Origin of the sequence: Flavobacterium cutihirudinis, assembly GCF_003385895.1 — a bacterium.
GTDB lineage: Bacteria > Bacteroidota > Bacteroidia > Flavobacteriales > Flavobacteriaceae > Flavobacterium > Flavobacterium cutihirudinis.
On the sequence record NZ_QRDQ01000007.1, the window covers coordinates 660,890 to 679,220 of the forward strand.

General features: G+C 32.3%; 22 protein-coding genes. 12 read left to right on the forward strand and 10 right to left on the reverse strand.

The genetic code is table 11. The features are described from left to right. Positions 1–94 precede the first annotated feature (94 nt). Both BD847_RS02890 and BD847_RS02895 read right to left on the reverse strand, forming a co-directional pair. A complete protein-coding gene (locus BD847_RS02890) occupies positions 95–1,195 on the reverse strand; it encodes a BT_3928 family protein (RefSeq protein WP_115886752.1) in 1,101 nt (366 codons plus the stop codon). Positions 1,196–1,290: 95 nt separating this feature from the next. Beyond that, complete coding sequence (locus BD847_RS02895) at positions 1,291–1,830, reverse strand: DUF1599 domain-containing protein (RefSeq protein WP_115886753.1); 540 nt, start codon at positions 1,828–1,830, stop codon at positions 1,291–1,293. A 150-nt stretch (positions 1,831–1,980) separates the two neighbouring features. Here BD847_RS02895 and folP point away from each other — a divergent pair, with 150 nt between their 5' ends. Together folP and BD847_RS02905 are read left to right on the forward strand one after the other, a co-directional pair. Next, a complete protein-coding gene (gene folP / locus BD847_RS02900) occupies positions 1,981–2,805 on the forward strand; it encodes a dihydropteroate synthase (protein WP_115886754.1) in 825 nt (274 codons plus the stop codon). A gap of 147 nt (positions 2,806–2,952) precedes the next feature. After that, positions 2,953–3,585: a hypothetical protein gene (locus BD847_RS02905; protein WP_115886755.1), complete on the forward strand. Its 633-nt coding sequence runs from the start codon at positions 2,953–2,955 to the stop codon at positions 3,583–3,585. Positions 3,586–3,625: 40 nt separating this feature from the next. Here the strand turns inward: BD847_RS02905 and rlmH are convergent, their stop codons facing one another. From rlmH to BD847_RS02940, 7 genes are all read right to left on the reverse strand, one after another. Then, the gene (gene rlmH / locus BD847_RS02910) at positions 3,626–4,099 is read right to left on the reverse strand and encodes a 23S rRNA (pseudouridine(1915)-N(3))-methyltransferase RlmH (RefSeq protein ID WP_115886756.1); all 474 of its coding nucleotides are present in this window, start codon (positions 4,097–4,099) and stop codon (positions 3,626–3,628) included. A gap of 203 nt (positions 4,100–4,302) precedes the next feature. Then, the gene (locus BD847_RS02915) at positions 4,303–4,608 is read right to left on the reverse strand and encodes an antibiotic biosynthesis monooxygenase family protein (RefSeq protein ID WP_115886757.1); all 306 of its coding nucleotides are present in this window, start codon (positions 4,606–4,608) and stop codon (positions 4,303–4,305) included. Positions 4,609–4,699: 91 nt separating this feature from the next. After that, the gene (locus BD847_RS02920; protein WP_115886758.1) at positions 4,700–6,115 is read right to left on the reverse strand and encodes an amidohydrolase family protein; all 1,416 of its coding nucleotides are present in this window, start codon (positions 6,113–6,115) and stop codon (positions 4,700–4,702) included. A 211-nt stretch (positions 6,116–6,326) separates the two neighbouring features. Next, positions 6,327–6,611, reverse strand: a complete 285-nt coding sequence (locus tag BD847_RS02925; protein WP_115886759.1) for a GNAT family N-acetyltransferase — start codon at positions 6,609–6,611, stop codon at positions 6,327–6,329. A 5-nt stretch (positions 6,612–6,616) separates the two neighbouring features. Then, entirely contained in the window at positions 6,617–7,012 is a 396-nt protein-coding gene (locus BD847_RS02930) for an OsmC family protein (RefSeq protein WP_115886760.1), read from the reverse strand. Between the two features lie 2 nt (positions 7,013–7,014). After that, positions 7,015–7,896 (reverse strand): pirin family protein, encoded by an 882-nt coding sequence (locus tag BD847_RS02935; protein WP_115886761.1) that lies wholly within the window; start codon positions 7,894–7,896, stop codon positions 7,015–7,017. Positions 7,897–8,165: 269 nt separating this feature from the next. Then, entirely contained in the window at positions 8,166–9,266 is a 1,101-nt protein-coding gene (locus tag BD847_RS02940) for a DNA alkylation repair protein (RefSeq protein ID WP_115886762.1), read from the reverse strand. Between the two features lie 203 nt (positions 9,267–9,469). On the opposite strand from BD847_RS02940, the gene nadC reads away from it, so the two are divergent. The 7 genes from nadC to priA all read left to right on the forward strand — a co-directional run bounded on the left by nadC (position 9,470) and on the right by priA (position 16,253). After that, the gene (nadC, locus tag BD847_RS02945; RefSeq protein WP_115886763.1) at positions 9,470–10,327 is read left to right on the forward strand and encodes a carboxylating nicotinate-nucleotide diphosphorylase; all 858 of its coding nucleotides are present in this window, start codon (positions 9,470–9,472) and stop codon (positions 10,325–10,327) included. A 39-nt stretch (positions 10,328–10,366) separates the two neighbouring features. After that, positions 10,367–11,146: a hypothetical protein gene (locus BD847_RS02950; protein ID WP_115886764.1), complete on the forward strand. Its 780-nt coding sequence runs from the start codon at positions 10,367–10,369 to the stop codon at positions 11,144–11,146. 99 nt (positions 11,147–11,245) lie between these two features. Next, positions 11,246–12,169: a YihY/virulence factor BrkB family protein gene (locus BD847_RS02955; RefSeq protein ID WP_115886765.1), complete on the forward strand. Its 924-nt coding sequence runs from the start codon at positions 11,246–11,248 to the stop codon at positions 12,167–12,169. A gap of 2 nt (positions 12,170–12,171) precedes the next feature. After that, positions 12,172–12,597, forward strand: coding sequence for a DUF2147 domain-containing protein (locus BD847_RS02960; protein WP_115886766.1), 426 nt, complete (start codon positions 12,172–12,174; stop codon positions 12,595–12,597). Positions 12,598–12,611: 14 nt separating this feature from the next. After that, entirely contained in the window at positions 12,612–13,358 is a 747-nt protein-coding gene (gene bla-B1-FLAV / locus BD847_RS02965; protein ID WP_115886767.1) for a subclass B1 metallo-beta-lactamase, read from the forward strand. A gap of 18 nt (positions 13,359–13,376) precedes the next feature. Further along, complete coding sequence (locus BD847_RS02970; RefSeq protein ID WP_115886768.1) at positions 13,377–13,766, forward strand: hypothetical protein; 390 nt, start codon at positions 13,377–13,379, stop codon at positions 13,764–13,766. Positions 13,767–13,802: 36 nt separating this feature from the next. Beyond that, on the forward strand, positions 13,803–16,253 hold the full coding sequence (gene priA, locus BD847_RS02975) for a replication restart helicase PriA (RefSeq protein WP_115886769.1): 2,451 nt from the start codon (positions 13,803–13,805) through the stop codon (positions 16,251–16,253). On the opposite strand, the gene BD847_RS02980 is transcribed toward priA, so the two are convergent. Continuing rightward, entirely contained in the window at positions 16,250–16,948 is a 699-nt protein-coding gene (locus BD847_RS02980; RefSeq protein ID WP_026729423.1) for a LytR/AlgR family response regulator transcription factor, read from the reverse strand. The genes priA and BD847_RS02980 overlap by 4 nt on opposite strands. Before the next feature lie 177 nt (positions 16,949–17,125). Between BD847_RS02980 and rpsF the strand changes: the two genes are divergently transcribed. The 3 genes from rpsF to rplI all read left to right on the forward strand — a co-directional run bounded on the left by rpsF (position 17,126) and on the right by rplI (position 18,279). After that, on the forward strand, positions 17,126–17,467 hold the full coding sequence (gene rpsF, locus BD847_RS02985; RefSeq protein ID WP_007810575.1) for a 30S ribosomal protein S6: 342 nt from the start codon (positions 17,126–17,128) through the stop codon (positions 17,465–17,467). Positions 17,468–17,472: 5 nt separating this feature from the next. After that, positions 17,473–17,769 carry a 30S ribosomal protein S18 gene (gene rpsR, locus BD847_RS02990; RefSeq protein WP_002987043.1) on the forward strand — a complete coding sequence of 99 codons (297 nt, stop codon included), beginning with the start codon at positions 17,473–17,475 and terminating at the stop codon, positions 17,767–17,769. Positions 17,770–17,838: 69 nt separating this feature from the next. Further along, positions 17,839–18,279, forward strand: a complete 441-nt coding sequence (gene rplI, locus BD847_RS02995; protein WP_115886770.1) for a 50S ribosomal protein L9 — start codon at positions 17,839–17,841, stop codon at positions 18,277–18,279. The last annotated feature ends 52 nt before the right edge of the window (positions 18,280–18,331 follow it).

An 18,331-nucleotide genomic window follows, 5' to 3' on the forward strand; every position in this document is an offset into this window, starting at 1 on the left:
ATCTTGATGTGATTCGCGAAAATACGAAATTTAAGTAAAAAAAAAGCTACAAATACATTTATAGCTTTTAGTTTATTATTACGTTATTGTTATCTTACAATTTCAAATCATCAACATCATTATAATGTACTTTCTGAACAATAGTTCCGTTGTGAAGTACTACAATACTTGGATTTGCTCTTTCAACTGTTTTTAAAGCGGTTGCATCACAGAAATAGAAATCGGTATCCAAACCATATTGTTTTTTTGCTTTTGCAATTTCGTCAGCGCCCGAAGCAGTCATTGCAACCACTTTATAGCCTTTTGCTTTAGCATCAGCGGAAACTTTAGCCAGTTTTTTCATTCCGGCTGCTTCAGATAAAGCTAAATCGTATGTAACAAAAATCACTAATTTTGGTTCTTTTAATAATTCTTCTTTATAATCGGAATCATCTTTTGTCATGGTAAAATCATGAATTGGAGGAATATAGCCTTCTGTAATAACTTTGTCCTTACGGTCAACAAAAGTTGCGCCTTCAGGAATATTCATTAAATCTTTCTCGGTAAATTCTTTGTCGACACCGTTTACTTTGTAAATAAAAATCATTTCAACCACCGATTTTGGTGCACCTTCCGGAATTTCCATTCCTTTCTCAATATTTGTTCCAACTTTATAAGGACGGAAATCTTTTATCGGATTATGATTTAATACCCAAACAGCCATTAAAGCACATAAAACAACACTTACATACACCGCAAAGTTTGTTTTTGGAGTGTCGAATAATGGTTTTATTAGTTTTTGATTGAAGAATAAAATCAAAATAAAGAATAATAAAACAACATCTTTTGTGAATGATTGCCAAGGTGTTAAGTGTAATGCATCACCAAAACAACCACAATCTTTTACAACATCAAAATAAGCAGAGTAGAAGGTAAGGAAAGTGAAGAAAACAATTAAAAGTAATAAAGCCCAAATCGTTAGTTTTGATTTGTAGCCAACCAATAACATTACACCTAAAACTACTTCCAGAATTACTAAAAATACTGCTAATCCTAAAGCCAAAGGTTCTAAAAATGGCATATTGAAAACCGGTTCGCTAAAATATTCAGCCAGTTTATAAGAGAAACCAACGGGATCGTTCAGTTTGATTAATCCAGAAATGATAAATAAAACGCCGACAAATAATCGGGAAAATTGAGTAATGATGTTTTTCATGAGAATTTATTTGGGATTTTTTTTGCCACGAATTTTACGAATTGATTTGTGAAATTGCTTCGCCTGTTCGCTATCGCTCGGGTCGTGGCAGACTTTTATTTGATCGGATTTAAGATTAAAGCAAAAACAGCGTAATTAATCATATCCTGATAATTAGCATCGATTCCTTCAGAAACTAAAGTTGCGCCTTTGTTGTCTTCAATTTGCTTAACGCGAAGGAGTTTCTGCAAAATCAAATCGGTTAATGAACTCACTCGCATATCACGCCATGCTTCACCGTAATCGTGATTTTTAGCTTCCATTAAGTCTTTTGTAAGTTTAACTTTAGCATCATACAATTCAGTTGCTTTTTCAACATCAAGATCGGGTTGATCAACAACGCCCAGTTCCAACTGAATTAAAGCCATAATCGAATAATTGATGATTCCGATAAATTCTCCTTTTTCATCTTCATCTACTTTACGGACATCATTTTCCTGTAAACTTCTGATTCGTTGCGCTTTTATGAAAATTTGATCGGTCAATGATGGAAGTCTTAAAATTCTCCACGCACTGCCGTAATCTTTCATTTTATTGATAAACAAGGTTCGGCAAACCGTGATTACATTATCAAATTCAAGGGAAGTATTCTTCATTTATTGCTGTATATTTGCTTAAATTTTTTCAAAAATAGGGATTAAATTAAAGAGTTTCAAGTTTCAGGTTTTCTTTGTTTCAAGTTTTTTCTTAACAAAGTGTTAATGCGGGATAACTTGAAACCTGAAACAAATAAAACTTGAAACAAAATGCTGATTAACTGCAAAGGCGAACTTATAGATTTAGCGATTCCAAAAGTAATGGGAATTCTAAATGTTACGCCAAATTCTTTCTTTGACGGAGGAAAATATAAAAACGAAGACGAGATTATTTCTCAAGTTGATAAAATGCTTTCTGAAGGCGCAACATTTATCGACATTGGTGCATATTCGAGTAAACCGAGTGCCGAATTTGTTTCGGAACAAGAAGAAATCAACCGAATAGTTCCAGCGATTGAATTGATTTTAAAGCATTTTCCAAACGCACTATTATCAATCGACACTTTTAGAGCCGAAGTTGCAAAAGCAAGCATTGAAAGTGGCGCAGCTATTATAAATGATATTGCAGCCGGAGAACTTGACGACAAAATGTTTGAGATTATTGCAAAATATAACGTTCCGTACATTATGATGCACATGCGCGGAAATCCTCAAACAATGCAGAGTTTGACGCAGTACGATGATATTGTAAAAGAAATGCTTTTCTATTTCTCAGAAAAAGTGAAAAAGGCAAGAAGTTTAGGAATAAATGATTTGATTTTAGATCCAGGTTTTGGATTCGCCAAAACAACTGATCAGAATTATGAAGTCATGCAAAAAATGGAACTTTTTAATTTGTTAGAATTACCCGTTTTAGCTGGAATTTCCAGAAAATCGATGATTTATAAAACGCTTGATATTACGCCACAAGAAGCTTTAAACGGTACAACTTTTTTAAATACGATTGCTTTAATGAAAGGTGCGAAAATACTTCGTGTACATGATGTGAAAGAAGCTGTGGAATGTGTGGCTTTATATAATAAATTGAGTTTATAATAGAATTATTCGCTTGGTTTTGTCATTTCGACGAAGGAGAAATCTTCGTTGCTAGATCGGCAAAGATTGGATTCTCGTTGTCGAGCTACTTGCGAAGATTTCTCCTTCGTCGAAATGACATACTTTGTGTAAAATGAATTAAAAAATATGAAATACTTTACTCTAATCATTGTTTTCCTTCTTTTCTCCTGCGGAAAAAAAGAAGACGTTTTACTTCCAAAATCAAATATTACAATTGTAAAAGACGTACAAGATCTTTCACCAATCTACATCTTTTTTAAAGTTGATGGAAAAGATACGATAGCCGATCTAAATAGAAAAAGTGCTATTATTTCAACCAATTGGATTTTTAATATAGATAAACGTCTGCCTTTGAAATTGGTAGTTCCGCAGGTTATCAAAATGCAAGAAAAGAAAAGAGCTGACAGCGCACATAAAAACGAAAATGCCCAAGATTATTATTCCTACGCAGATTCAATCGGAAAGAATTTAGCCTTTTTACCTTTCACGAAAGTATATTATAAAATGGAAAAGCCTGCTAAAGTGAATTTTGTAGTTTATTTTAGAAAAGGGAAAAAGCAGGTTTTTATGGGAAATAAGGAAATAAAAATAGCAGAAATATTAAAGTATTTCTACAGTATAAAATTTGAAAAAGTACCAGATTTAGTTTTCGTATTTGATAAAAACATGAGTTATGAAGAATATATTCAATACAAAATTGAACTTCAAAAACATGTTACTCATAATCTTGATAGACTTCCAGTAGAATTCATTTTTTAGAAACTGCGATTAAACAATTAAACAAATCAAGGATTAACCATTATTGATGATGATAAGGTTCATTTCGTAAAATTGTAAATCCGCGGTACAATTGTTCGATGAAAAATAAACGAACCATTTGATGTGAAAACGTCATCAGCGAAAGTGAAACTTTGCCTTGAGCTTTTTTGTAAACCGTTTCAGAAAATCCGTAAGGTCCGCCAATTACGAAAACTAATGTTTTTACTCCAGAATTCATTTTCTTTTGCAATTCTTCAGAAAAACCTACACTGGAGAAGTTTTTTCCGTTTTCATCCAATAAAATTAATTGATCCGTTGCAGAAAGTTTTGCCAGAATCAATTCGCCTTCTTTTTCTTTTTGCTGACTTTCAGATAAGTTTTTTACGTTTTTGATATCGGGAATAATTTCCAAATCAAATTTGATATAAAACGACAAACGTTTGGTGTAATCGTCAATCAAAGTCTGAAGCGATTTATTATCTGTTTTGCCAATGGCGATGAGTTTGATGTTCATTTGTTAAGTTTTTTTGCCACGAATTCCTCGAATTATCACAAATTTATTTTAAACATATAGAGACATAGTTTCTCTTTGTTTGTAGAAGGCGTTTCACTAATTGCATGCATATAGCTATGTGTTAAAGCTTGCTTTTTCTTTAATCTTAAACAGAAACAATTAAATCTATGTTTCTATGTGTTTAATTGTTTGTGCAAAGCAATTTATTGTTTTTTATTCTCAAAAACGGTTTCAAAATGTTCTACAACAGGAAACGGTTCATAATAATGATGTAAAATCTTTTTCCATTCCAAATACGCTTCAGAAGTTCTAAAACCAATGGTATGATCTTCAAGTGTGTTCCAATCTACCAATAAAAGATATTTATTTTCGACTTCAATGCATTTCTCTAAGCGATGACCTAAATAACCTTCAATTGATGAAATGTATTGACTTGCTTTTGCAAAATCAGCTTCAAATTTTGATGCTAATTCTGGTTTTATGAAAAGATAAACGGCTTCTAAAATCATTTTAAAGGCAATTTTATTTGCTTGATCTGCTAAATCTGCGGGAAAAAATATACTCTCGCAGATTTAGCGGATTTGACAGATTTTTATTTTATTAATTTTTGGAGAACTTAGATTCAAAAGCTTTAAATCTATTATCAAGATCTTTAATCAATTGCTTTTTAACCGATTCATCCTGGATAAAACTATAATTAATACTGTTGTAAACGTATTGTTTTATTGTTGCATACGAAACGTCCTGATATCTTTTGGCTAATAAAACATATTGTTCCGTCATATTACTTCTTAAAATCCCGGCATCATCTGTACTGATAACAATTGGCACATTAAATTCTTTGTAAAGTGTAAACGGATGTCTGTTTTCTTTCACTTTTAAAATGAATTCGTTGCTCGTTAAATTAATCTCAATCGGAATATTTTTTTTTGACATATATTTTAGTAAATCATACGAGTTGGCTTCGTAGGCAATATCAACTCCGTGACCAATTCGGTTTGCTCCGGCAATATAAATGGCATCGTTAATATGCCACGTTAAATCTTCCGGCTGAACCAATCCTAAAGTCAATTCTCCTGCGTGAAGCGTATATTTTACATTCGGAAATTTATCGTGACAGTATTTAAACATTATCATGTGAAGCCAATAATCTTTCATGGAAGTTTGTCCGTGTTCAGGAGAAACGATGTTTACGCCGGCAGTTAATTTGCTTTCGCTTGACGAAATAAAAGCGATAACCAGATTTTTAAACAAATCTACAGGTTCCATAAAGCGAAGCACAAAGTTTTGATAACGCATTGTAAATTTTTCGTCATCTATTTTTAAGTCTTTATGAAGTTTAGCTAAGAAATTGGTATTGAAATCCTCAGCATATTTTTTAGCCTCTTTTTTCTGAAGCGATTTATACAATTCATCTAAAAGTTTTAGAACTGCTTTCTCATCTTTTTGAGTAGAAGCCTGACGTAATTTTGTATTGAAATCAGTTAAATCTGAAACATTCATATCACACGGAATGGTAGATAATTGTGTTTCGATATAACTTACATTTTCGGCAATGGCGCGCTTTTTTAATTCGAGCATTCCTTCCGCAAAATGCCCAGGAATTGTCGGCTCAAATTTCATAAATGAATCAAAAAACTGATCGTCAGACGGCACAGATCCATTATAATCTTTGATCGACCAAGTCTGCATAATTTGCTGTTCGTAATAATCTAATTTCCCTTTTTCTTTAATAGAGGAGAAGTTTTCCCAATTTCCTTTTGCAGGTTTTGTTTTCGAAACTTCCAAAGTTTCTAAATTCAGATAAAAGTCTTCGGATATTGCTCTTTCTAAAAGTGGTTCTGCGTAAATTGATCCTGAAAAATGGTGGTGTAAATCGCCTCCTTTTGGCATTTGTTGAAAAAAAGCTGTTAAGAGAGCTTCATTATTTCTGATTTTTTCTAAATAACTCTCAGCCGATTGAGAAAAGCCGATTTGTGTTATAAAAATACAGAAAAGCGTAATTATCCTTGTCATACTCTAAGTTTAAATTACGCGCAAATATACGAGTTTTCGGAGAAATTTGAAAACAAAGTTTTCAAAGTGACAAAGGTACAGAGGTGCAAAGTGACAAAGTTTTAAAGAAATGTGTATTATAAAAAATAAAAAAGACGCACAAAAGTGCGTCTCAGTATTAAAAAATATTAGGTATAAAGAGAAACCTCTGACCCTTTGTTACTTTGTTCCTTCAAGAAAAAAGCACATCACGAATTTCTTCAACTTTATCAAAAACGCTTTTAGCAAAAGGACAAAGTGGAATAATTTTCAAATTATTAGCTCTTGCATATTCTACTGAAGCCATAACTAACTTTTTACCAACACCTTTTCCGTTAAAATCAGGACTTACTTCAGTGTGATCAATTATAAATTTTGAATCTCCTGCCCAAGTGTAGGTCATTTTTCCAGCTTGTTTTCCGTCTTCTACAGCTTCAAAATAGCCTCTTCTTGTATCGTTTATTTGTTGAATTTCCATTGTAATTATATTAATGTGGTTTTAATTTCGATTGAGTGTGTCAGTGTTTTGTGAATTGGACAGCTGTTTGCAATCGTTTCCAATCTTTGTCTTTGCGTTTCGTCTACTTCGCCAATTACTTCAATTCTTCTGGTAAATGAGGTACAATTTCGTTCTGAATCTCTTTCAAAATCAATTTTGATATTGATTTCTTCGACATTCCATTGCTTGCGATTGATGTACATTCGTAAAGTAATTAATGTGCAAGAAGCCAATGATGAAGCCAAAAGTTCAGTAGGGTTTAATCCTAAATTTTTTCCACCCAATTCCTGTGGTTCGTCTGAAATTAAAATATTTCCGCTTGCAGAAGTAATTTCCGTTCGATACAAACGCGTATCTATTTTTGCTGAAAGTGTATTCATAATTATTTGATTCTTGGTTCAGGTAATGGAACAAATTCGGTTTCGCCCGGAACTTTTGGGAAAGTTTGTTCGGTCCAATCTTTTTTTGCTTTTTCGAGTAATTCTTTATCCGAAGAAACGAAGTTCCAAAAGATAAAATGTTCTTCAGGAAACGGCTGTCCGCCAAAGATATAAACCGTAGAGTTCTCAGAAATTTCAAACTCACAAAGAGAAGCTTCAGTGGTAATTAAAATTTGTTTCGGATCATAAACGTGTTCACCATTTTTGATGCTTCCTTCTAAAATATATAAACCGCTTTCGCCGAATAAATGATGTCCAATATTGATTTTCTTAGCTTCTTTGCTTTTAATTTCAATAAAATAAAGCGGACTGTAAACAGGAACTGGCGATTTTTTTCCGAAAGCTTCACCAGCAATCAATTTGTATGAAACACCATCTTCTTCCCAAGCCGGAATATCTTCTGCTTCAACGTGTGTAAAATTCGGTTCCATTTGTTCCAATTCTTTTGGAAGCGCAACCCAAATCTGTAATCCGTGAAGCATTTTGTCTGAATGTCTTAAGTATTCTGGAGTTCTTTCAGAATGTACTATTCCTTTTCCGGCCGTCATCCAGTTTACTGCGCCGGGTTTTATTTCTAATTCGGTTCCTAAACTATCGCGGTGCATAATGCTTCCTTCAAACAAAAAAGTCAATGTAGAAAGTCCGATATGCGGATGCGGAGGAACATCCATATTTTCATGATCACTTAAATGCGCAGGTCCCATATGATCGATAAATACAAATGGTCCAACGGCACGCTTTTCGCGGAAAGGCAATAAACGCCCGACCATAAAATTGCCAATATTGGCTGAGCGTTCTTCGATAATTAAACTGATATTTGACATGTGGTATTTTGATTTGATTTGATTTGAAAACAAAATTACAGTTGTGATAGAAATCTGTAACTTAATTTAGATTAAGAAAAGTTGTTTTTTTGTATTAACTATAAAAGTAAGGAAAATGTAGAATAATTCAAATTCTTCTTTTTTGTTAATGTGAAGCAAGGTTTGTTTTTTTGTTAGACTGAGCGGAGTCGAAGTCCCGCATGCTGAATCACTTTGCGGCACTTCGACTCCGCTCAGTCTGACAATATTGATGAAGATTTTGTCTCTGTTTAATCAATCAATTCAAATTCCAAAACTTCACTTTCTGTTCCATTAATAATAATCGACAATTGATGCATTCCAGTATGAAAAACTCTCGTCGTAATTAACTTAAAAGACTGATTTCTTTCAACTTTAGTCAATTGATTCGGATGGTAAATTTTCTCACTGATTTTAAAGACTTTTTTAGCCAAATGTCCTTTTGCTTTTTTATAATGAACCGCATATTCTAAACGAATCGTTTTAGCTTCTTCATTTTTATTATTTAAATGAAATTGAAACTGAAGATAATCTCCAATTTTCACAATCGGCGTTTTGATTTCAAAAGAAGAAAGTTCAATATTGGTGCTTTCTAAACCATAATGGTTTAAAATTTCAGGATGACCTTGTTTTAATAAAGTTCTGCATCCGTGTTTTATAATTCCGTCTGTTTCTTTGCTATGACCTTTCCATCTATTCGCAATTTCTAATACAATTTCTGGATTATCTTTTACAATATCATTTAGGTTATTAGCAACGCTTCTGCGAACATATTCTGAAGGATCGTTTTTTAGGTTTTCCAAAATAGGAAGAATAGAAGAAGGGTCTTTTTTAAGAAACGGAATCGCCATTGCCCACGGTAATCTCGGGCGTGAACCTTCGCTGGCTAAACGACGAACATGATGATTTTCGTGCAAAGACCATTTAATCATTTCGTCAATCATTTTTTCTTTATACTTTAAAATAAAAGGACGAACGGCAAACTCACAACTTATAAATTGGGTTATTGATACAAAGGCTTTCGCCGAAGTTTTAAAATCATCTAAACCATATATTTCGATATAATCAGCAAAGAAAATGAAAGCCAAATTACTATCTGCAAAGTTGTTTTTCTTTAGATTTTTAATGATTTTATCGATTAAAGAAACGGCTTCAGGAAAATTTTGAGGTATAAATTGATGAAAGACAACAGTTGTATGTTTCATTCTTTCTTTCCATTCTTTTTGCGCAAAATTGCCTTCGTAAATGGCTTCAATAAATTTTTGTTTGTTGAATGTTGGATGCACTTCGGCGACAGCCTGACCAAATTTTTCGTAAAAAGAAACCGAATAAATATCTTTAATTAATCCCATGATTTTGTTTGAATGAACCTCAAAGATATTTAATTGAACGCTTATTAAGGGAGTAAGTTTTGTTAAGAATTGTAACTTTTTTTTCTGAATATCTTAAAGGTTAAAAAAGAGATATTTAATGTTTTATGTAATTTTTCATGTTGTTGGAACTTTCAAATCGATAAAATATATCCTAATTTAGCATTATTATTAAAAATAGAAAAATGATAAGCGAAGCTCAATTTCAAGCAGAATTACAACTTTTAATCAGTAATGCCATTAGAGAAGATGTGGGACCAGGCGATTACAGTTCGCTGGCGTGCATTCCTGACACTGCTCATGGTCAGGCGAAACTATTGGTAAAAGATCAGGGAATCATTGCCGGAGTTGAACTTGCTAAAATGATATTTGAACATGTAGATCCAAAACTAAAAGTAAAAAAATTTATTGAAGACGGTACGCGTGTAGAATATGGCGAAATTGTTTTTGAAGTTTCCGGAAGTTCTCAATCTATTTTAAAAGCCGAAAGAGTGGTTTTGAATACCATGCAGAGAATGTCGGCGATTGCAACAAAAACAAATCATTTGATGCAACTTTTAGAAGGAACAAACGCTAAAATATTAGATACACGTAAAACAACGCCAAATTTTAGAGTGGCAGAAAAATGGGCTGTAAAAATTGGCGGAGGCGAAAATCATCGTTATGCTTTGTATGATATGATTATGCTGAAAGATAATCATATTGATTTTGCGGGCGGCATTACACGCGCTATTTCTAAAACAAAAGAATATCTAAAAGAGAATAATCTTGATCTGAAAATTATTGTTGAAGCTCGAAATTTAGATGAAATAAGAGAAATTTTATTGAGTGATGGAGTTCATAGAATCCTGATAGACAACTTTAACTATGAAGATACAAAAACGGCAGTAAATTTGATTGGTTCAAAATGTCAGACAGAATCTTCGGGAAATATCAGCGAAAAAACAGTTCGTGAGTATGCTTTATGTGGAGTAAATTATATATCGTCTGGAGCTTTGACGCATTCTGTCTATAATATGGATTTGAGTTTGAAAGCGTTTTAAGTTTTGAGTTATAAGTTTTGAGTTTAAAATGACTGCAAAATGAATTTAAAAATAGTATTCTTAATTTTATTTAATCAATATCTTATCGCACAAAATAAACCTGATGTTTATGTAAATTATACAAAACAAGCTGTCGAAAATATGTCAGATGTTGAATTTATTAGTCAGTCGACTTTTTGCGAAATAGATATATTTTCTAATTCAACTTTTCGTTTTATCAGTCGCCCTTATATTAGTTGTTTGACTTGGAGAGAAATAAAAGGAAATTGGGAGAAGAACAATGACATTTATAAATTTCTAAGTCAATATGAAGTTATAGAAAATGATTTGCGGTTTAAATTTAAAAGTGATACAACACAAAAATATTTATTGAAATTTAAGACTGATAAAAATTCTGGTCTGAGAAATCGAAAAATTAAAATTCAATTTATGTATAATTTTAATGATAAAATTAGTGATATAGATCGGGAATATGTTTTAAATGAAAATAATTCGGTTGAGATTCCATTTTTAGAAATCCCAAACCTAGAAAAACTTGCATCATTTAGAGTTGAATATCAATTAAATGTTAATGAAAAGAGATTCGGGTATATTACTGAAAATAAGATAACTAATTTAAAGGAGAAAGATATTCCAAATATTATCGAAATTGAATTTGTTGAAATTCCTAACAAGGAAATTGTTTACAGAACAACTCTAGGTAGAATAAAAGATAGAAAATTAGAAATCATTTCATCAGATAAAACAAAAACAACATTGCCAGATTATTTTGATGAAATTGCATTTGAAAAATATTATGAAATTCAAGAGGTAAATTGAATAAAGAAAATTGAATTTGTTGAAATTCATATTGAGTCTTAAATAAAAATCCAAAATAAAAAGTCTAATGATCTAAAAGGTCTAAAAATCTAAAAATATATGTCGCAAGAGATAGAAGCTCGGATTGAAAAAATACCGGTGGTACGTTTTTTAGCCCGACTTTTGAAGAGAATTAAATTGCCTTGGCTGGAAGGTTTTTCGCTGTATGATTTGATCGAAATGTACGTTATCGGAATTATTGACGGTGCATTTTCTTATCATGCAAGTGCGGTTTCTTTTAGCTTTTTTATGGCTTTATTTCCATTTGCGTTATTTATTCTAAACTTAATTCCGTTTATCCCGATCGATAATTTTCAGGACGATTTTTTGCAGTTCGTGCAACAGAGCGTTCCGCCAAATACTTTTGATGCGATCAGTAAAATTATCAGCGATATCTTAAATAATAGTCACTCAGGATTATTATCAACCGGTTTTTTTCTGTCAATTTTTTTGATGGCAAATGGTATTAATGGAATCTTAAGTGGTTTTGAATCTTCTAAACATGTTTTTGATAAACGCGGATTTCTACATCAATATTTGGTGGCGCTGGCGATTTCACTTGTAATGACCATAATTTTGTTTGTAACCGTGGCAACTATTGTCGTTTTTGAGGTATTTATTCAAAAAACAATTATACAAGACGTGCTCAGTGATCGAATTCCGTTGATTATTTTGGGTCGATATTTGTTTGTTGTTTTAATGATTTTGATAACATCTTCAATATTATTGCGTTATGGTACTAAACAGTACAATAAAGTGCCTTTTATAAGTATTGGATCTGTTTTTACAACCGTCCTAATTGTTATATCTTCGTTCTTTTTTGGGATTTGGGTTATAAAATTTTCAAAATATAACGAACTTTATGGTTCAATTGGTACATTATTAATTCTAATGTTTTACATTTGGATAAACTGTATGATTCTGCTTTTAGGGTTCGAATTGAATGCTACTATCAGAAAATTAAAACAAAAAAAAAATAAATAAGTATGAAAAATTTGATGCTAACTATCGGAGTGTTCTTCTTTGCCCTGACCATGCAAAGTCAAAGTGTAATTGGAAAATGGAAAACAATTGACGATGAAACCGGAGAAGCAAAATCAATCGTAGAGGTTTACGAAAAATCAGGAAAAGTTTATGGTAAAGTAGTAGAAATACTTCGTGAAAATCATAAAAAAGATGTTTGTTCAAAATGCGATGGAGCAGAGAAAAACAAACCTATTCTTGGAATGATTATCATCAACGGACTTAAAAAAGACGGTTCAGAATATAACGGAGGAACAATTTTAGATCCAACAAACGGAAAAAAATACAAATGTTATATCGAATTAGATTCTGCTGATAAATTAAAAGTTCGCGGTTATGTTGGTGTTTCTATTATGGGAAGAACACAATACTGGACACGAGTGAAATAATTAATTCAAAATAAATGCGAAAATTAGCTTCGATAATTTTATTCTTAGTTTTAACTTCAAATAGTTTTGGACAATCTAAGAATTCGCCATTACAAATAAGTCATCTTACGGGTGACTTTTATGTTTATAAAACGTTTCATGATTATAAAGGAACGCTTATTTCTGCCAATGCCATGTATCTTGTTACAGATAAAGGTGTTGTTCTATTTGATGCTCCGTGGGATAAAACACAGTTTCAACCTTTATTAGATTCTATAAAAGCCAAACATAATAAAGATGTGATAATGCTTTTTGCTACGCACTCACATGAGGATCGCGCAGGTGGATTTGATTTTTACAGAAAAAAAGGAATCAAAACCTATTCTATAAAACTGACTGACGATATTCTTAAAAAGAAAAACGAACCCAGAGCAGAATTCATAACTCCGAATGATAAAATTTTTACGGTTGGACAGTATACTTTTGACGTTTACTACCCGGGAAAAGGCCATGCACCAGACAATATTGTTGTTTGGTTTGATAAAGAAAAAGTGCTTTATGGAGGTTGTTTTGTAAAAAGTGCCGATGCTCAGGATCTTGGATATTTAGGTGATGCCGATGTGAAAGAATGGAAGAAATCAATTGAGAAAGTTCAGACGAAATTCAGGAATCCAAAGTATATTATTCCAGGGCATGACGATTGGAAAAATATTGAATCTCTAAATCATACTTTGAAATTGGTTGATGAGTATTTGGCTCAAAAATCTAACGTGAAAGAATAATTTGTAAATTCCAATAATATGAAGCGTTCATTGTTTTTTGCAATTGCCGGAATTGGATCTTTGGGTTTTGGTGTTGTTATGTACTTATTTCCGGAATTTATTTCTGCTGTTTTTGGAATGCAATCAAGCACTGAAACTTCAAGTTTGTATAAAGGTCTGGCGGGATTAATTATAGGTTCCGGTGTTTTGAATTTTTTAGTAAAAGACGAACATGATTCTGTAGTTTTAAAAAAGGTTTTAATTGCAAATATGATCTCTCATTTTTTGGGGATTACAGCAGATATTTATGGACTTTTTAATGGCGTTTTATCTGTTTCCGGAATTGCTCCTGTTGAGTTGGTACATTTATTTGTTGGTATAGGTTCTTTTATTTATTATAAAAAAATTCAAATTGAAAAGAATAATTAGATTTTGTAATTATTCAAGATATATTAAAAAAATCCAATGCATTTTATCGAAGTTATTTTACCGCTTTCCTTAGCAAAAACGTTTACTTATCGTATTTCTGAGGCTGAATATCATTTCATTAAAAAAGGAATGCGCGTGGCGGTACCTTTTGGTAAAAATAAAATATACACGGCACTTGTTCTGGATATTCATGAAAATGCGCCAACATTATATGAAGCCAAAGAAATTCATCAGATTTTAGACGAAAAACCAATTGCGACCGAAATCCAAATTAAACATTGGCTTTGGATTGCAAATTATTATATGTGCGGAATTGGCGATGTTTATCGCGGTGCTTTTCCGACAGGATTATTATTGGAAAGTGAAACCATTGTTTCGCATAAACCAGAAGTTCTTGTTAATGATTCTGAACTTTCTGATGATGAATTTTTGGTTTACGAAGCTTTACAGCATCAAAGTTCGTTGAAGGTTCAGGAAATCGCTTCGATTTTAAATAAGAAAAATATACTTCCGGTTCTTCAAAAATTGATAAGCAAAGACATTATTGTTTTAGAAGAAGAAATTAAAGAAAGCTACAAGCCAAAATTGGTTCGGTATGTAAAATTGCATTCCAAATATGAATCGGATAATGGTTTGGCCGAGTTGCTTGAAGTACTAAAAAATGCCAATAAACAAAAGGAAATTGTTTTGGCTTATTTTCAACTTAATGCTTCAGAAAAAAAGCCAATTACAGTAAAAAAACTTACTGAAGTTTCGAATGTAACACCGGCGGTTGTAAAAGCTTTAATCGAAAAAGAGATTTTTGAAGAGTATTATTTACAGCATGATAGGGTTTCGTTTAACGGAGAAAAATCAGAAAAAGAACTTCGGTTAAGTGAAGCTCAGGAAAATGCTTTTCTTGCGATAAAAGAGAGTTTTTCTGAGAAAGAAGTTTGTCTGTTGCATGGTGTTACTGCAAGTGGGAAAACAGAAATCTACATTAAATTAATCGAAGAATATCTGCAGACAGGAAAACAAATTTTGTATTTGCTTCCTGAAATTGCATTGACTACTCAATTAGTTTCGCGTTTACGACTTCATTTTGGAGATAAAGTGGCTGTTTTTCATTCCAAATACAGTAATAATGAAAGAGTTGAGGTTTGGAGGCAAACGTTGGAAAATTCACCAAAAGCACAAATTGTAATAGGAGCGAGGTCGGCTTTGTTTTTGCCGTTTAATGATTTAGGATTGTTAATTGTTGATGAAGAGCACGAGCAGACTTTTAAACAGACAGATCCCGCGCCAAGATATCATGCAAGAGATTCTGCAATAGTTTTGGCGAATTTTCACAATGCCAAAGTATTATTAGGATCGGCAACGCCAAGTATTGAGACTTATTTTAATACACAGAATGATAAATACGGTTTAGTAACACTTACAGAACGATACAAAAATGTTCGTATGCCTGAAGTTGTTTTGGTCGATTTGAAAGACAAGCATTTCAGAAAAAGAATGACGGGGCATTTTAGTGATCTTTTAATCGAAGAAATTGCTGAAGCGTTGTCTTTCGGTGAGCAAGTGATTTTATTCCAAAACAGAAGAGGATATTCTCCAATTATAGAATGTTTGACCTGTGGGCACGTTCCACATTGCCAGCAATGCGATGTGAGTTTGACTTATCATAAACATAAAAATCAACTTCGTTGCCATTATTGTGGGTATTCGATCGCAAAGCCAACGAATTGTCATAGTTGTTCGAGTATTGATTTGACTACTAAAGGCTTTGGGACTGAACAGATAGAGCAGGAGTTGATATCTCTTTTCCCTAAAGCTAAAACAGCTCGAATGGATCAGGATACAACGAGAGGGAAATTTGGCTTTGAGAAAATCATTGATACGTTTAAAAATAGAGAAATTGATATTTTAGTCGGAACACAAATGCTGGCTAAAGGTTTGGATTTTGATAATGTAAGTTTGGTCGGGATTATGAATGCTGACAATATGTTGCATCATCCGGATTTCAGAGCTTTTGAGCGCAGTTTTCAAATGATGACTCAAGTTGCCGGAAGAGCGGGAAGATCTGAAAAACAAGGGAAAGTTGTGATTCAGACCTATAATCCAAATCATAATACAATTCAGCAAGTTACAAACCATAATTATATAGGTATGTATAAGGAGCAATTGTACGATCGCCAAATCTATAAATATCCTCCTTATTTCAGGATTATAAAGCTTACAATAAAACATAAAGATTTTGACAAGCTGAAAGAAGGTTCTATGTGGTTGTATCAGGTTTTAAGTCAAAACTTGAATATGCCCGTCTTAGGTCCGGAAGAGCCAGCTATAAGCCGAATCAGAAATGAATATATAAGAACGATATTAATTAAGATTCCGCAAAACCTGCATTTAGGAAACACAAAAAAAACTATTCAGAAAATGCTGAATAGTTTTGAAGCTGTTGCTCAATACAGAGCTATAAAAGTTGTAGTGAATGTCGATTTTTATTAAGACGAAGTAGATAATGCTTTAACTAAATCCTCTTTTTTGTTTCGGCTTAAAGGAATTTTTGTAATTCCGATTTCTGCAAATTTGCTGTTGAAGCGTTCTACTTTATCAATATTAATGATATAGGACTTGTGCACACGAATAAATTTATCTTTTGATAAATCGTTCTCAAAAGATTTCATTGTTGAAAGTACCAAGTTGCTGTCATCTTCAGTAACCACTCTAACATAATCTCCAAAAGCTTCAATCCATTTGATTTTAGCTGTGAAGATTTTAAGTTTTTTCAGGTTACTTTTAATGAAAATATGTTCGCCTTCTTCTTCTTTAACTTCTTTTTTAAGTAGGTGCATATCGATTGCTCTTTTGACAGAAGCATTGAATCGATCAACTGCGATTGGTTTTTGCAGATAATCGGTGGCGTCGTAGTCAAAAGCTTTTAAAGCGTATTCAGCTTTAGAAGTAATAAATATAATCTGCGGTTTTGATTTTAGTCCGTCAAGGAAGTCAAAACCGTTAATAACAGGCATTTCAATATCTAGAAATATTAAATCGATATTATTTAAAGAGATACAGCTTTTTGCTTCTATTGCATTAGAAAAATCCCCGATTAAGTGCAAACCTGGGTGATTATTAACTAATTTTGCAATAATGGTCCTCTGTATAGAACTATCATCTACAACAACACAGTTTAGTTTCATAACATTTAAATTTAGAATAAATTCAGGATAGCATTAGTAAAAGTATTATTTTTTTGTAAAAAAAACTAAACTGAGCATAGATTTTTTGCATTATGACGAATAAAAGCAAAAAAGAGTTGTTTATTTAAATTTAATGCTTACTTTTGCACCCAATTTTAACAAATAAATATTGTATTTATGAATCATTATGAAACTGTTTTCATTTTAAATCCCGTTTTATCTGAGGTTCAGGTGAAGGAAACAGTAACGAAATTTGAAGAATTTCTTACTAGTAGAGGAGCTGAAATGGTATCGAAAGAGGATTGGGGTCTTAAAAAAATGGCTTACGAAATCCAAAACAAAAAAAGTGGTTTTTACCATTTATTCGAATTCAAAGTAGCTGGAGAAGTTCTAATTGCTTTTGAAACTGAATTTAGACGTGACGAAAGAGTTATGCGTTTCTTAACTGTAAGTTTAGACAAACATGCTATTTCATGGGCGGAGAGAAGAAGAGCTAAATTAAAATCTACTAAAGCGTAATTATTATGTCTACAATTGAGCAATCTGCAAAAGGAAAAAAAGACGGAGATATCAGATATTTAACGCCTTTAAACATTGAAACTAACAAAACTAAAAAGTATTGCCGTTTCAAAAAATCTGGAATCAAATACATCGATTATAAAGATGCTGATTTCTTATTGAAATTCGTAAATGAGCAAGGAAAAATTCTTCCTCGTCGTTTAACTGGAACTTCATTAAAATACCAAAGAAAAGTTTCTGTAGCTGTAAAAAGAGCTCGTCACTTAGCTTTAATGCCATACGTGGCCGATTTATTAAAATAGTATAAAGAAAATCTAGTCGCTGGTTTCTGTTTTATCAGAACCTAACTTCTAAAATATAAGGACAACAACATGGAAATTATTTTAAAACAAGACGTACAAAACTTAGGATTTAAAGATGATGTAGTATCTGTAAAACCTGGTTACGGTCGTAACTTTTTAATTCCTCAAGGTTTTGCTACTTTAGCAACTCCTTCTGCTAAAAAAGTTTTAGCTGAAAACCTAAAACAAAGAGCACATAAAGAAGCTAAAGTTGTTGCTGATGCTAAAGCATTAGCTGAAACTTTAAAAGCTCTTGAAATTAAACTTACTGCAAAAGCTGGTGGAGAGAAACTTTTTGGTTCTATCACAAACATCGATATTGCAGAAGCTTTAGAAAAATCAGGTAACGCTATTGATAGAAAATTCATCACTAGTGGTATCGTTAAACGTACTGGAAAATACAATGCTACAGTTCGTTTACACAGAGATGTTATCGTAGAATTAGCGTATGAAATCATCGCTGAAAAATAACATTTTGTTAACTTCTTGTTAATAAAATATCAAAATCACTCTTCGGAGTGAT

What these genes read in the sequence shown, in the direction of transcription:
- BD847_RS02925 (WP_115886759.1), bottom strand. Translation starts at nt 6,611, where the DNA reads ATGGAAATTCAACAAATAAACGATACAAGAAGAGGCTATTTTGAAGCT.
- rlmH (WP_115886756.1), bottom strand. Translation starts at nt 4,099, where the DNA reads ATGAACATCAAACTCATCGCCATTGGCAAAACAGATAATAAATCGCTT.
- bla-B1-FLAV (WP_115886767.1), top strand. Translation starts at nt 12,612, where the DNA reads ATGCGAAAATTAGCTTCGATAATTTTATTCTTAGTTTTAACTTCAAAT.
- rplI (WP_115886770.1), top strand. Translation starts at nt 17,839, where the DNA reads ATGGAAATTATTTTAAAACAAGACGTACAAAACTTAGGATTTAAAGAT.
- BD847_RS02890 (WP_115886752.1), bottom strand. Translation starts at nt 1,195, where the DNA reads ATGAAAAACATCATTACTCAATTTTCCCGATTATTTGTCGGCGTTTTA.
- BD847_RS02920 (WP_115886758.1), bottom strand. Translation starts at nt 6,115, where the DNA reads ATGACAAGGATAATTACGCTTTTCTGTATTTTTATAACACAAATCGGC.
- folP (WP_115886754.1), top strand. Translation starts at nt 1,981, where the DNA reads ATGCTGATTAACTGCAAAGGCGAACTTATAGATTTAGCGATTCCAAAA.
- nadC (WP_115886763.1), top strand. Translation starts at nt 9,470, where the DNA reads ATGATAAGCGAAGCTCAATTTCAAGCAGAATTACAACTTTTAATCAGT.
- BD847_RS02940 (WP_115886762.1), bottom strand. Translation starts at nt 9,266, where the DNA reads ATGGGATTAATTAAAGATATTTATTCGGTTTCTTTTTACGAAAAATTT.
- BD847_RS02930 (WP_115886760.1), bottom strand. Translation starts at nt 7,012, where the DNA reads ATGAATACACTTTCAGCAAAAATAGATACGCGTTTGTATCGAACGGAA.
- BD847_RS02935 (WP_115886761.1), bottom strand. Translation starts at nt 7,896, where the DNA reads ATGTCAAATATCAGTTTAATTATCGAAGAACGCTCAGCCAATATTGGC.
- priA (WP_115886769.1), top strand. Translation starts at nt 13,803, where the DNA reads ATGCATTTTATCGAAGTTATTTTACCGCTTTCCTTAGCAAAAACGTTT.
- BD847_RS02980 (WP_026729423.1), bottom strand. Translation starts at nt 16,948, where the DNA reads ATGAAACTAAACTGTGTTGTTGTAGATGATAGTTCTATACAGAGGACC.
- BD847_RS02960 (WP_115886766.1), top strand. Translation starts at nt 12,172, where the DNA reads ATGAAAAATTTGATGCTAACTATCGGAGTGTTCTTCTTTGCCCTGACC.
- BD847_RS02905 (WP_115886755.1), top strand. Translation starts at nt 2,953, where the DNA reads ATGAAATACTTTACTCTAATCATTGTTTTCCTTCTTTTCTCCTGCGGA.
- BD847_RS02895 (WP_115886753.1), bottom strand. Translation starts at nt 1,830, where the DNA reads ATGAAGAATACTTCCCTTGAATTTGATAATGTAATCACGGTTTGCCGA.
- rpsR (WP_002987043.1), top strand. Translation starts at nt 17,473, where the DNA reads ATGTCTACAATTGAGCAATCTGCAAAAGGAAAAAAAGACGGAGATATC.
- rpsF (WP_007810575.1), top strand. Translation starts at nt 17,126, where the DNA reads ATGAATCATTATGAAACTGTTTTCATTTTAAATCCCGTTTTATCTGAG.
- BD847_RS02970 (WP_115886768.1), top strand. Translation starts at nt 13,377, where the DNA reads ATGAAGCGTTCATTGTTTTTTGCAATTGCCGGAATTGGATCTTTGGGT.
- BD847_RS02950 (WP_115886764.1), top strand. Translation starts at nt 10,367, where the DNA reads ATGAATTTAAAAATAGTATTCTTAATTTTATTTAATCAATATCTTATC.
- BD847_RS02955 (WP_115886765.1), top strand. Translation starts at nt 11,246, where the DNA reads ATGTCGCAAGAGATAGAAGCTCGGATTGAAAAAATACCGGTGGTACGT.
- BD847_RS02915 (WP_115886757.1), bottom strand. Translation starts at nt 4,608, where the DNA reads ATGATTTTAGAAGCCGTTTATCTTTTCATAAAACCAGAATTAGCATCA.